Raw genomic sequence first — 12,251 nt, 5'->3', positions numbered from 1 at the left:
GCTACCGGGCTTCCGGCCGGGCGTGCCGCACGGAGTTCGGCAGCGGTTTGTCGGGCAGCGGCTCCGGCAGCGGTCCGGTGGACGTGTCCGCGTTGATGCGTTTGAGCAGGATCTCAGCGCTGATCAGGCACATCGGAAGCCCGATACCCGGAATGGTGGTGCCGCCGGCGTAGAACAGGCCCTCGACCTTCGCGGAGGCGTTGGAGCCGCGCAGGAACGCGCTCTGACGCAGGGTGTGCGCCGGGCCAAGGGCCCCGCCGCGCCAGGAATTCAGGTCGTCGGCGAAGTCGCTTGGGCCCACGGTGCGGCGCACCACGATCCGATCGAACAGGTCGGGGATGCCGGCCCACTCGCTGAGCTGACGGATGGTGTCGTCCGCGATCTTCTCGATCGTCGGCGAACCGGCGCCGTTGATCCCGCCGTGGCCGAGGCCCGGGTCGGCGGGGATCGGCACCAGCAGGAACATGTTCGTGTGCCCCTCGGGGGCGACGCCCGGGTCGGTGGCGCTGGGCATGCACGCGTAGAAGGAGGCCGGCGAGGGCACGCTGGTCGTCTTGCCGAAAATGCGGCCGAAGTTCTCGGCCCAGTCCTCGGTGAAGAAGAGGGTGTGGTGCTTCAGCTCGGGAAGGTCGCCCCTGATCCCGAGCATCACCAGCACGGCGCCGGGTCCGGAGACCTTTTTGCGCCACCAGCTCTCCGGGTAGGTCCGGGAGGCGGCCGGGAGCAGCTCGGTTTCGGTGTGGTGCAGGTCGGCGGCCGAGACGACGGTGTCGGCGTCGAGGGTGACCAGGGTGCCGTCCTCCGTGCGGTAGCTGACGCCGGCGACGGCGGTCCCGGCGCCCGGGGTGGTGCGGATGGCCGTGACTCTCGCCCCGGTGATCACGGTCACGCCCTGGGCGCGGGCGATGTCGGCGATGCTGTCGATCAGCCGTGTGAACCCGCCCTGGGGATAGAGCACGCCGTCGGCCATGTCGAGGTGACTCATCAGGTGGTACATCGAGGGGGTCTGGTCCGGGGAGGAGCCGAGGAACACGGCCGGGTAGCCGAGGATCTGGCGCAGCCGGTTGTCCTTCACATAGCCGGCGGCGAACCGGTCCAGCGGCTGCAGGAGCAGGCGCGCCAGCCGACCGAGCCGGCGGAGGACATCCGGAACCAGCAGCGGCCGGAAGCTCGCGAAGCTCGTGTACAGGAAGCGCTTGACGGCCATGTCGTACGTCTCTTTGGCGGAAACGAGGTAGCGGTCGAGGGCGGCACCCGCGCCGGGTTCCAGGCTTTCGAACAGGGCGATGTTGTCGGCCCGCTCGGCCGCGATGTCCACCGGCTCGCGGGTGTTCTCGAAGAACACGCGGTAGCCGGGGTCCAGCCGGGTCAGGTCGAGCTGTTCGGCGGAGGACGTGCCGAACAGACGGTAGAAGTGGTCGAACACCTCCGGCATCAGGTACCACGACGGACCGGTTTCGAATCGGAACCCGTCCACCTCCCAGGAGCCGGCCCGGCCGCCGAGGGTCGCGTGCGCCTCGAGCAGGGTGACCCGGTGGCCGTCCCTGGCCAGCAGGGCGGCGCTGGCCAGCCCGGCGATGCCGCCGCCGATGACGACGGTGTGCCCAGCGGCGTGTCCAGCCGTGCTGCTCATCGCTTCCACGCTCCCGGGCCGAACGATGCGGCGAGTGCAATCATGATTTTCTCCGGATCCGGCACCCGTACCCGGGCGCTCATCAGTGCTCGCGCGGGGGTGACGCGCAGCTTCGCCGACAGGCGGGCGAAGAGGCGGTGTGCGGCGGCGACCGCGCGGCGGCTCCCCACCGGAAGCATGGGCAGCACGCGTGCGGCTGCGTCGAGGTCGGCGTCCATATCGTCGAGGAGCTCGTTCTTCTGTGTCTCGGTCAGGGTGAGCAGGTTCACGCCGGGGAAGTAGTTGCGTCCGAGGGCGTCCCGATCGGCGGCCAGGTCGCGCAGGAAATTGACCTTCTGGAACGCGGCGCCGAGGCTGCGGGCGCCGGTCTCGAGCACCTCGAGCTCGGCGGCCGTGCGCGGGGTGTCCTGAACGAAACAGCGCAGGCACATCAGCCCGATCACCTCGGCCGAACCGTAGATGTACTCCGCCACGCCGGCGGCATCGAACGGCGACGGGTCGAGGTCGCGGCGCATCGAGGCGAAGAAGGGCGCGGTCAGGCTCGTCCCGATCCCGGCCTCCCGGGCGGTCGCGGCGAAGGCGTGCACGACCAGATTGGTGCTGAAGCCCGTCTCGATGGCCCGGCCGGTCTCCCGTTCGAGCCCGTCCAGCAGCTCCCGCTGGCCGCCCACGCTGACCCCGGCCTGACTAGCGGCGCCGTCCACGATTTCGTCGGCGATCCTAACGAGGGCGTAGATGGTGCGCACCTGGCTGCGCACGCGCGGCTCCAGGAGCCGGGCCGCGAGGCCGAACGAGGTGGAGTAATGGCCGATAACCGTGGCCGAACTGGCCCGGGCGGCGGCGTTGTACTTGGCGATGCCGGTGTGCTCGGCGGGGGTGTCCCGGATCATCGGCTGCGATTCACTGCGGTGCCGGCCAGGGTGGTGAGCAGCGCCCGGAGCGCCGCCGGGATGGCGGGGGTGTCCAGCGCCCGGGCGGCGCGGTCGGCGTGGTCCGCGGCGAGCTCGGTCGCCGACTGCAGGGCGCCGCAGTCCCGGATGCTGGCACGAACGGCCTCGGCCTCCGCCTCGGTGAGGTCTGCCTTTCCGATGAAGGGGGCGATGCCGGTCCAGGCCGGTGTGGTGCCCGCATGGGCGATCAGGGCCGTCTGCTTGCCTTCACGCAGATCGGTGAGCACGCTCTTGCCGGTCACCGCCGGGTCCCCGAACACGCCGAGGATGTCGTCGGTGAGCTGGAAGGCCACCCCGATCAGCCGGCCAAACGCACCGAGGGCGTCGATCGCTTCGGCCGAGGCGCCGGCGAGGACCGCGCCGGCCTGCAGGGGTGCTTCGAAGGAGTACACGGCCGTCTTCTGCTCCAGCGTCGACACCACCCGGTCCACCGACAGGGGATGCTTCGAGGCGGTGTTGGTCACGTCCGCCAGCTCCCCGGCAGCGGACACGAACACGGCCCGGTCGAGAAGGTCGAGCAGTCGCCCGCGCAGTTCGAGCTCCACCGGAAGCAGGGCGAGGGCGCGGTGCGCTTCGCTGAGGGCCAGGTCGCCGGCCAGGATGGCGGCGGTCGCCGCCCAGGCATCCGCCTGGTCTTCGGCTCCGTGGGCGTGCGCCCGCTCGGCGAACGTGCCGGCGATGTTGGCCACGCCGCGTCGGGCCAGGTCCCGGTCGATCACGTCGTCGTGGATGACGAATGCGGTGTGCAGCAGCTCGAAGCTCACGGCGACGGGGGTTGCCAGGGTGAGGTCGGTGCCGCCGAGGCCCGAGAACGCGGCCAGCACGAGGGCGGGGCGCACCCGTTTTCCGCCCGTGCTGGCCCGCTCGAGGCAGTCCCAGAGGGCGACATAGTGGTCCCCGTAGTCACTGGCCCGCAGGCGTGCCGCCGCGAAGAAGCGTCCCAGTTCCGTTTCCACCCCGACGGTCTGGATTTCATGCATCGAAGCTCGTCAGTTCGGCCAGCTGCAGGCCGAGCCAGGGGCTGAAGGCCCAGGGGGCGTCGCGCACGGCACGCTGGAGGGTGGCAGGGTCGACCCAGGCGAACTCCATCACCTCGTCGGGGTTGGGAACCGGGTCGGCGTCCGCGCGGGCCAGGTAGACCGGGCAGATCTCGTTCTCGACGATGCCGCTGCTGTCGACGGCCCGGTAGCGGAAGTCCGGCAGCGTGACGGCCAGGTCCGTGACCTCGAGGCCGAGTTCGAAGCGGGCACGGCGCGTGATGGCCTCCGTCATCGGCTCGTCGGGCAGAGGGTGGCCGCAGAAGGAGTTGGTCCAGACGCCCGGCCAGGTCTTCTTGGCCAGGGCTCTCCGGGTGACGAGCACGTCGCCGGCCGGATTGAGCACGTGGCAGGAGAACGCGAGGTGCAACGCCGTGTTCGTGTCGTGCACGATGAGCTTGGGGGCAGTGCCGATTTCATGCCCCGCTTCATCCAGCAGAACCACGAGTTCCTCTAGCACTTCGACCCCTGCATAGCTGCCCTTTCTGGCGTTCCAGCAAAGATACCGGAAAAAGTGTCTAACTTTGTTAGCTAAATCTGAGGCTAGCACGCAGCACCGTGCGGACGCGTCATCCGGGGGACTGGCGGGGCGGGTCAGGGCGAGCCGGAGAACGCTTAAACTGAGGGGGTGAACACCCCCGCAGCAGACCATGTGCACGCCCTCCTCGCCTCGTACCCCGATTTCCCGCAAGCGGGCATCCTGTTCCGCGACCTCAACCCGGTGTTCGCCGACGCCAAGGCGTTCCGGTCCCTGATCGACGAACTGGCCGGCCGGTTCGACGGCCAGTTCGACGCCGTCGCGGGCATTGAGGCTCGCGGCTTCCTGCTGGCCGCCGCCGTCGGCTACGCGGCGGATGTCGCCGTGCTCGCCGTGCGCAAGGGCGGCAAACTGCCCGGCTCGGTGCTGAGCGAGGAGTACGACCTGGAATACGGATCGGCGTGCCTCGAGCTCGAGATCGGCCAGCTGGCCGCCGGCTCGCGTGTGCTCGTCCTCGACGACGTCCTGGCCACCGGCGGAACCATCGCCGCCACCTCGCGCCTGGTCGAGCGGGCCGGTTACCACCTGGCCGGGGTCGGCGTCGTGCTCGAGCTGACCGACCTGGTCGGCCGGTCCCGCCTCGGCGACGCCCCCGTGCACGCCATCGTGGCCCTTTAGTAGTTCCCGTTCCGGTCGAGAGTGGCCGCTGTGCCGGGCACTCTCGACCGGAACGGGCACGGTCGCCCGACGACCGGGTGACACCGGGCAACACGAAGGGTTTTCACGGCCGGGGTGCCCCATGCTTGTGCCATGAGCAGTAACGGCGACAGGTGGGTGTACGGGCCCGATGGCGGCAAGTTCTGGGGGCTGTTCGGCGCTGCCGGCCTGCTGGTGCACCACCTCGAGCTGGGGGTGCTGCTGCAACACCGCGCTCTCTGGAGCCATCAAGGTGACACCTGGGGGCTGCCCGGGGGAGCGCGGCACGAACACGAGACCGCCCTCGAGGCGGCGCTGCGCGAGGCCGGGGAAGAGGCCGGCGTCCCGGCCGACCTGGTCACGGTGCAGTTCAGTTCGGTCCTGGACCTCGGGTTCTGGTCGTACACCACGGTGGTGGTCCGGGCCACGGAGCCCTTCGACCCGGTGATCAGCGACCAGGAGAGCATTGCGCTCCGCTGGGTCCCCACCGAACAGGTCGGGGATCTTCCGCTGCATCCGGGATTCGCCGCCAGCTGGCCCGCCCTGCGCGCCCGTCTCGCCTGAGCCGCGCTACGGCGCTTCCCTGACCACGTCCGCCGGCGTTTTGTCCGGGCGCCACCCGCGCCAGGACGGATGCCGGAGGCGGCCGGCCGCGGTCCAGTCCGCGAACTCGACCTCGCCGACGAGCACCGGACGAACCCAGCGGGCGTCCCGGGCGTCGGCGACGGGCACGTCCGCGAACGGGCCGTCCGCCGTTTCGAGGGGGTCCAGCCGGGCCCGGAGGTCGTCCAGGTCCCGGTCCCGGAAGCCCGTACCCACCCGGCCGATATAGCGAAGCCGGCCCCCATCCGGGATTCCCATCAGCAGAGACCCCGCCGAGCCCGACCGCCGGCCGTTGCCGGGCCGCCACCCGCCGATGACGACCTCCTGGCTGAGATGATGCCTGATCTTGATCCACGACCGGGAGCGGCGCCCGGCCTGGTAGCGGCCGTCGAGGGTCTTGGCGACCACGCCCTCCAGACCGAGGTTCCGGCTGGATCGCATGGCCTCGGCGGAGTCGCCGTCGAAAGCCGGCGGAACCTGCACCGCGCCGGTCACCTCCAGGATGTCCGCGAGGACGGCCCGGCGTACGGCGTAGGTGCGGTCCAGGAGCGGCTCCCCGTCGCGTTCGAGCACATCGAAGGCCATGAACCGCACCGGCGTCGCCGCGACGGCGGCGTCGATCTGGCGTCGGTCGGTCAGGCCCATCCGGGTCTGGAGCAGGCCGAAATCCGGCCGCCCGGCGCGGTCGAGGGCGACGATCTCCCCGTCGAGCACGGCCGAATCGGCCCGGAGGGCGCCGGGCAGCGTCGCCACCAGCTCCGGATAGGCCGGCGTGACGTCGTTGCCGTTTCGGGTCAGCAGGCGCACCTCCGCGGCGGGATCGTCCTCCGCCCGGACATAGGCCAGGGCACGGATCCCGTCCCACTTCATCTCGAAGGCCCAGGCGTCGTCCTCCGGCAGATCGGTCACCGAGCCGAGGGTGGCGAGCATGGGCCGGTAACGGATGCGCCGGTCGGCCCCGGCGGAGGAACCGACGCTCCCCGAACGCGCCGGCGGATACGACCCGGACGAGGGCCGGGGCTTCATCAGGTGGATCAGCCAGTTCTTGCCGCCGGTGCGGATCAGCGCGAACCGGGCCGATCCGTTCAATCCTCCGCGCGGCTCGCCGTTCAGGGTGGCGATCACCTCGTCGTCCCGCCATTTCTCCAGGTCGTACGCGCCTCGGTCCCAGATGCTGACCGTGCCGGCACCGTACTCACCTGCCGGGATGACGCCCTCGTACGCGCCGTATTCGAGCGGGTGGTCCTCCGTCCTGACGGCGAGCCGGTTCTTCGCCGGATCAGTCGGCACGCCGCGCGGCAGGGCCCAGGAGGCCAGCACCCCCTCGTGCTCGAGGCGCAGGTCGTAGTGCAGATTGCGGGCATGGTGCTCCTGGATCACGAAGGACCGGCCGTCGCCCGCCGTCACGACGCCGGCCGGCATCGGCTCCGGGGTCGTGGACGCGTCTCGCTTGCTGCGGTAGACGGCCAGGGCATCCGCCCCCGGCCCGCCGACGGCGGCGACACCGGCCGGGTCCCCGCCACCCGAGTGCGCGGTGAGCAGGCCGGCCAGCGGATCGCCCCCGCGCTCGACCCGGTGCATGGCCTGCCGAAAATCGACCTGCGCGAGGCCGGGGGAGGCCAGCTCGCGCCAGGTGCGGGGCATCGCGACCATGGGGCGCAGCGTCCCGCGCAGGGAATACGGCGTGATGGTCGTTTTGGAACTGTTGTTCTGGCTCCAGTCCACGAACACCCGGCCAGGGCGCTTCGCCTTCTGCATATCGCTGACCACCTGGTCCGGGTGGTCGGCCTCGAGTGCCCGCGCCAGTTCGTGGGCGACCTGCGAGACCTGCTCGGACGTGTGGCTCAGGTCCAGGGCCGCATACAGATGGATGCCCTTGCTTCCGCTGGTAACGGGCAGCGGGTCGAGACCCATGTCCCGCAGGATCGCCCGGGCCAGGCGGGCGACCTCCGCGCACTCGGACAGGCTCACCCCCTCGCCCGGGTCGAGGTCGAGCACGAGCCGGTCGGGATTGCGCGGACTGCCGTCCGGCCCGAACTGCCACTGCGGCACGTGGATCTCGAGGGCGGAGATCTGGCCCAGCCAGGTCAGCGTGGCCAGGTCGTTCACCAGCGGGTACTCGTTCACGTGGTGAGTGTGCTGCAGCCGGCCGCGCCTGACCCAATCCGGGGTGGAACTGTCGAGGTTTTTCTGGAAGAAGACGTGGCCCGGTCCCTCCGCGGTCCCGACGCCGTGCACCCACCGCTTGCGGGTGGCGGGCCGGTTGGCGGCGTGCGGGATCAGCACGTCGGCCACGGCGGCGTAGTAGCCGAGCACATCCGCTTTGGTCGTGCCCGTCTCCGGGTACAGCACCTTGTCGAGGTGGGTGAGCGTGATCCGGCGCCCCCCGACCATCACGACCTGCCTCGAACCCCCGTGTTCCGGCACCTCGCTCATGAGGTCAGCATGCTCTCCGGTCCCCGGCGCCGCTAGGCCGTGCAGGCTAGCCCCGGGCCCGTGACCGGTGTCTACTGAGGGAATGAGATCGTTCTGGAAAGGCGCGATCACCTTCGGACTCGTCAATGTGCCCGTCAAGGTGTACAGCGCGACCGAAGACCACGACGTGGCGCTGCACCAGGTGCACGACGCGGACGGCGGGCGCATCCGGTACCAGCGGCGGTGTGAGAAGTGCGGCCGCGTGGTCGACTACGCCCATATCGGCAAGGCCTGGGACAGCGGCGACAGGACGGTGATCATCTCGGATGAGGACCTGAGCCGGCTGCCGGCCGAGCGAAGCCACGAGATCGAGGTGGTCGAATTCGTGCCCAGCGAACAGCTCGACCCGATCATGTTCGAGCGCAGCTACTACCTCGAACCGGACGGGTCGTCGGCCAAGGCGTACGTGCTGCTGCGCCGGGCGCTCGAGGCCACGGATCGCACCGCGATCACGCGGTTCGCGCTGCGCCAGAAGACGCGCCTCGGGGCGCTCCGGGTGCGCGATGACGTCCTGCTGCTGCAATCACTGCTCTGGAGCGACGAGGTGAGGGACGCCCGCTTTCCCGCCCTCGACGAGCCGGTGCGCATCTCGGCCCAGGAACTCGAGCTCTCGGCCGCCCTCGTGGAATCGTTCGCCTCCGACTTCTCCCCGGAGGATTTCCGGGATGACTACCAGGACCAGCTGCGGGAACTCCTCGACGCGAAACTCGCGGCCGGGGACGCGGTGGACACCGAGGCCACCCTCGGCCGTCCGACCGGCGAGGAGGGCGGGGGAGAGGTCCTCGATCTGATGGAGGCCCTGCGCCGCAGCGTGGAGCGGAGCCGCAGCGGGCAGCAGGACCGTGGTTCGGAGCAGAAGAAGCCGGAACACGGACGGGCCCAAAAACGCGGGTCGGTCGGCTGACGGGATGGCGCAGACCGATCCGGCGGTGCCTCGGTAGACTCGGGATCGTGGCCGGGTCAGAGGGAACCAACGTCAGTACGAAGGTCATCACGCTGCCCAATCTGCTCAGCATGCTCCGACTGGCCCTGGTGCCGGTCTTCCTGGTCCTGCTGATCCAAGGTGAGGATGCCTGGGCTCTCCTCGTCCTGGCCGTCGCCAGCTTCACCGATTTCCTCGACGGTTTCCTGGCCAGGCGGTTCAGTCAGATCACCCGACTGGGACAACTGCTCGACCCCGCGGCCGACCGGTTGTACATCTTCGCCGCGCTGCTCGGGCTGGCCTCGCGCGACCTCGTGCCGTGGTGGATCGTGCTGGTCGTGGTGGGGCGGGACATCTTCCTGCTCGGGCTCGGCGTGATCCTGGCGAACTTCGGGTTCGGGCCCCTCCCGGTGCACCTGCTCGGCAAAGTGGCCACGTTCTGCCTCTTCTACGCCCTGCCCATGATCATGCTGGGCGAGGCCTTCCCGGCGGTGGCCTGGTGGTCGATGCCCGTGGGCTGGGCCTTCGGGCTGTGGGGAGCTTTTCTTTACTGGTGGGCGGGCATTATCTACGCAATCGAGACGGCCAGGGTGATTCGCCTTCCGCGGGTAAATCCGGCCCTCCGATCCGATACGCTGGAGGACTAGGAGGTGTACGGTGATTGATTCCAAAAAGACGAATGAACCCCAGCGCAAGGCTGCGCCGCAAAACTTTGCCAACACCGACACGACCATGACCTTCGGGCAGGAGTTCGCGGCGCAGTTGGCCGCGATCGACGGCGTAGTGACGGCCGAGGAGCAGGAAGCCATCGCGGCTCTGCCCTCAGGGTCCGCCCTGCTCGTGGTGCGTCGGGGTCCCAACGCCGGCGCGCGTTTCCTGCTGGACGCGGACGTGACGACGGTCGGTCGCCACCCCAACGCGGACATCTTCCTCGACGACGTCACCGTCTCGCGGCGGCATGCGGAATTCCTGCGGCACGGAACCGCCTTCGAGGTCAAGGACCTCGTCTCCCTCAACGGCACCTACTTCGACGGCGTGCGGATCGACTCCGCGCTGCTCCACGACGGAGCCGAAGTCCAGGTCGGCAAATTCCGCCTCACCTTCTACGCCTCCCGGCACGACCTCAAGCTCCTGGCGAGCGACTAGTGTCGGCGTCCTCCGCCCAGGCCAGAGCGCCGGGCGCGACGTCACTCTTGAGCATCGGACAGGTGCTGGCCCGGCTGACGCCGGAATTCCCGGACCTGACTCCGTCGAAGCTGCGGTTCCTCGAGGAACAGCGGCTGGTTTCGCCTGCCCGCACCGAATCCGGGTATCGCAAGTTCTGCGCGGGCGACCTGGATCGCCTCCGCCTGGTGCTCTCCATGCAACGGGACAACTACCTCCCGTTGAAGGTCATCCGCGCCTACCTCGACGATCTCGATGCCGGGCTGTCGCCGGTCCTCCCCGGCGGGGTGACGCCGGGCCCCTCGATGCTGACCACGGCGCGCCGGCTCAGCCGGGACGAGCTCGCTCGCGAGGCCGGGGCCTCCGCCTCCCTGCTCCACGACGCCGTGTCAGCGTCGATCATCCTGCCGGCCGACGTCTACGGCGACGATGCACTGAGTGTGCTCCGCGCCCTGGTGGAACTGCAACGCAGCGGCATCGAGCCTCGCCACCTCCGCAGTTTCCGCGGGGCGGCCGAACGCGAACTCGGCCTGATCGAGAGCGCCCTCGTTCCGCTGTCCCGTCGCAAGGACGCCTCCAGCCGCGCCAAGGCCGCCGAGATGGCGGTGGAAATCGCCGGACAGCTCGAGGTGATTCGCGGCAGCCTGATACGCTCCGCCCTGGGCCGACTGACCAAGTAAGTCCTACACTGGGCCTGACCCGACCTTTTCGGCCCGACACGCAAAGTGTTCGACCGGATGTCGTTGATCAGGGCCGCCCACCTCGGTAGCGTTGATCCAGCGATCATCTGCGTCGCAGTCCCACCCCGAGAGGCAAAACGTATGAGCGAGCTCCATCAGCGTGACGAGGGCTCTCGCTACAGCGAGGGTCTGCTCTTCACCGACGGGATGCCGGAGCTCGACGACAAATCGGGTTACCGCGGCGCTGTGGCGGCTCGGGCCGCCGGGATCAGTTACCGCCAACTGGACTACTGGGCCCGCACCGAACTGGTCCAGCCCACCGTGCGCGGCGCTGCCGGGTCCGGCACCCAACGTCTCTACGGATTCCGCGACATCCTGGTTCTGAAGCTGGTCAAACGACTGCTCGACACCGGAATCTCCCTCCAGCAGATTCGCACCGCCGTGAACCAGCTGCGCGAATCCGGCGTCAGCGACCTGGCCCAGACGACGCTCATGAGCGACGGGGCCAGCGTCTACCTGTGCACGTCCAACGACGAGGTCATCGACCTGGTCAGCCGCGGCCAGGGCGTCTTCGGCATCGCCGTCGGCAAGGTGCTCCGCGAGGTCGAGACGACCCTCGTCGAGCTGGACACCCAGGCGGTCGACCCCGCGGACGAACTCGCCGTCCGCCGTGGCAGCCGCAAGGTCTCTTGAGAACAGCCGAGACCAGCTGAGACCACCCGGCCGGCTCACGCCAGGCCGGTGCCCGCTCGGGCGCCGTCCTCAAGACAGGGCGCGCTCAGGTCAGCGCGGCTCCGCGTACTCGGCGATGCGGGCCGTGCGCAGAATCCGCTCCAGCAGCTGGTCGAAGTAGCGCGCCATCTCCTGGGCGCTGTCTCCGGGCCACGTGTGCAGCGGCTTCGCCGCGCCCTGAGCCTGCTGCAGGGAGGTGCGCTCGGGAAGCTGGGGGCTGAGCACGAGCGGACCGAACATGTCCCGCAGCTCCTTGATCCGGAACTGGTGTTCGAGGGAGGCGACTCGGGCCCGGTTGACGATGATGCCGAGCGGCTGGAGTCTGGGGCTGAGTCCGCGCCGGATCTCCTCGATCGCGCGCAGGGCGCGGTCGGCGGCGGCCACGGAAAAGAGGCCGGGTTCTGTCACTACGGCCACCCGGTCACTCGCTGCCCACGCCGTGCGCGTGAGCGCGTTCAGGGACGGGGCGCAGTCGATCAGCACCAGGTCGTAGTCCTTCTCGACCGTGGAGAGAGCCTCCTCGAGCTTCCAGATGTCCCGGATGCTGGGGTGCGGGCCGTCGAAGTTGATGGCGGACGGGCTGCCGATCATCACGTCGACGGTGCCGGGCCGGCCGCGGGTCCACCCGCTGGGAACGATGGCCGCGCGAACGACCTTTTCCTTGGGAGAGGCGAGCACATCGGCGATGTTGAGGTGGCCGGCGACCTCGATATCCATCCCCGTCGACACATCCGACTGTGGATCAATGTCCACAACCAGGGTTCGCACGCCGCGGGCGAAGGCAGCAGACGCCAGACCCAGGGTCACTGTGGTCTTGCCTACTCCTCCCTTGAGGGAGCTAACGCTTAGTACGTGCACAAGTAGATACGTTACCTTCACTA

13 protein-coding genes are annotated in these 12,251 nt (G+C 69.5%); 7 read left to right on the top strand and 6 right to left on the bottom strand.

All coding sequences use genetic code 11. The features are described 5' to 3' along the window. Position 1: 1 nt before the first annotated feature. The 4 genes from crtI to idi are packed head-to-tail and all read right to left on the bottom strand — an operon-like array spanning position 2 to position 4,065. Positions 2–1,633, bottom strand: coding sequence for a phytoene desaturase family protein (gene crtI, locus E3O49_RS01975; RefSeq protein ID WP_134367464.1), 1,632 nt, complete (start codon positions 1,631–1,633; stop codon positions 2–4). Then, the gene (locus E3O49_RS01970) at positions 1,630–2,523 is read right to left on the bottom strand and encodes a phytoene/squalene synthase family protein (RefSeq protein ID WP_134367462.1); all 894 of its coding nucleotides are present in this window, start codon (positions 2,521–2,523) and stop codon (positions 1,630–1,632) included. Before E3O49_RS01970 ends, crtI begins: the two co-directional genes overlap by 4 nt. Continuing rightward, the gene (locus E3O49_RS01965) at positions 2,520–3,563 is read right to left on the bottom strand and encodes a polyprenyl synthetase family protein (protein ID WP_134367460.1); all 1,044 of its coding nucleotides are present in this window, start codon (positions 3,561–3,563) and stop codon (positions 2,520–2,522) included. The genes E3O49_RS01970 and E3O49_RS01965 overlap by 4 nt, the downstream gene beginning before the upstream one ends. Continuing rightward, positions 3,556–4,065, bottom strand: coding sequence for an isopentenyl-diphosphate Delta-isomerase (gene idi / locus E3O49_RS01960; protein ID WP_241978655.1), 510 nt, complete (start codon positions 4,063–4,065; stop codon positions 3,556–3,558). The genes E3O49_RS01965 and idi overlap by 8 nt, the downstream gene beginning before the upstream one ends. A 183-nt stretch (positions 4,066–4,248) precedes the next feature. Between idi and E3O49_RS01955 the strand changes: the two genes are divergently transcribed. Next, a complete protein-coding gene (locus E3O49_RS01955; RefSeq protein WP_134367456.1) occupies positions 4,249–4,776 on the top strand; it encodes an adenine phosphoribosyltransferase in 528 nt (175 codons plus the stop codon). A 132-nt stretch (positions 4,777–4,908) separates the two neighbouring features. Then, entirely contained in the window at positions 4,909–5,358 is a 450-nt protein-coding gene (locus E3O49_RS01950) for an NUDIX hydrolase (RefSeq protein ID WP_134367455.1), read from the top strand. Positions 5,359–5,364: 6 nt separating this feature from the next. Here the strand turns inward: E3O49_RS01950 and E3O49_RS01945 are convergent, their stop codons facing one another. Continuing rightward, on the bottom strand, positions 5,365–7,833 hold the full coding sequence (locus E3O49_RS01945; protein ID WP_134402435.1) for an ATP-dependent DNA ligase: 2,469 nt from the start codon (positions 7,831–7,833) through the stop codon (positions 5,365–5,367). A gap of 82 nt (positions 7,834–7,915) precedes the next feature. On the opposite strand from E3O49_RS01945, the gene ku reads away from it, so the two are divergent. From ku to E3O49_RS01920, 5 genes are all read left to right on the top strand, one after another. Beyond that, positions 7,916–8,776, top strand: coding sequence for a non-homologous end joining protein Ku (ku, locus tag E3O49_RS01940; protein ID WP_134367451.1), 861 nt, complete (start codon positions 7,916–7,918; stop codon positions 8,774–8,776). Positions 8,777–8,823: 47 nt separating this feature from the next. Further along, a complete protein-coding gene (locus E3O49_RS01935; protein WP_255572881.1) occupies positions 8,824–9,441 on the top strand; it encodes a CDP-alcohol phosphatidyltransferase family protein in 618 nt (205 codons plus the stop codon). A gap of 85 nt (positions 9,442–9,526) precedes the next feature. Further along, the gene (locus E3O49_RS01930) at positions 9,527–9,940 is read left to right on the top strand and encodes an FHA domain-containing protein (protein WP_134367520.1); all 414 of its coding nucleotides are present in this window, start codon (positions 9,527–9,529) and stop codon (positions 9,938–9,940) included. A gap of 47 nt (positions 9,941–9,987) precedes the next feature. Continuing rightward, positions 9,988–10,638: a transcriptional regulator FtsR gene (ftsR, locus tag E3O49_RS01925; RefSeq protein ID WP_244285237.1), complete on the top strand. Its 651-nt coding sequence runs from the start codon at positions 9,988–9,990 to the stop codon at positions 10,636–10,638. Between the two features lie 141 nt (positions 10,639–10,779). After that, on the top strand, positions 10,780–11,331 hold the full coding sequence (locus E3O49_RS01920) for a MerR family transcriptional regulator (RefSeq protein WP_134367447.1): 552 nt from the start codon (positions 10,780–10,782) through the stop codon (positions 11,329–11,331). A gap of 90 nt (positions 11,332–11,421) precedes the next feature. On the opposite strand, the gene E3O49_RS01915 is transcribed toward E3O49_RS01920, so the two are convergent. Continuing rightward, entirely contained in the window at positions 11,422–12,228 is an 807-nt protein-coding gene (locus tag E3O49_RS01915; protein WP_134450965.1) for a ParA family protein, read from the bottom strand. Positions 12,229–12,251 lie beyond the last annotated feature (23 nt).

It is taken from the genome of Cryobacterium shii (assembly GCF_004402595.1).
In the GTDB taxonomy this organism is placed as follows: Bacteria; Actinomycetota; Actinomycetes; order Actinomycetales; family Microbacteriaceae; genus Cryobacterium; species Cryobacterium shii.
This window is presented reverse-complemented; position numbering and strand designations above follow the sequence as displayed.

Bases quoted from the DNA above. Each gene is read 5' to 3' on its own strand.
- crtI (WP_134367464.1), bottom strand. From the start codon at position 1,633: ATGAGCAGCACGGCTGGACACGCCGCTGGGCACACCGTCGTCATCGGC.
- E3O49_RS01970 (WP_134367462.1), bottom strand. From the start codon at position 2,523: ATGATCCGGGACACCCCCGCCGAGCACACCGGCATCGCCAAGTACAAC.
- E3O49_RS01965 (WP_134367460.1), bottom strand. From the start codon at position 3,563: ATGCATGAAATCCAGACCGTCGGGGTGGAAACGGAACTGGGACGCTTC.
- E3O49_RS01950 (WP_134367455.1), top strand. From the start codon at position 4,909: ATGAGCAGTAACGGCGACAGGTGGGTGTACGGGCCCGATGGCGGCAAG.
- E3O49_RS01945 (WP_134402435.1), bottom strand. From the start codon at position 7,833: ATGAGCGAGGTGCCGGAACACGGGGGTTCGAGGCAGGTCGTGATGGTC.
- ku (WP_134367451.1), top strand. From the start codon at position 7,916: ATGAGATCGTTCTGGAAAGGCGCGATCACCTTCGGACTCGTCAATGTG.
- E3O49_RS01930 (WP_134367520.1), top strand. From the start codon at position 9,527: ATGACCTTCGGGCAGGAGTTCGCGGCGCAGTTGGCCGCGATCGACGGC.
- E3O49_RS01920 (WP_134367447.1), top strand. From the start codon at position 10,780: ATGAGCGAGCTCCATCAGCGTGACGAGGGCTCTCGCTACAGCGAGGGT.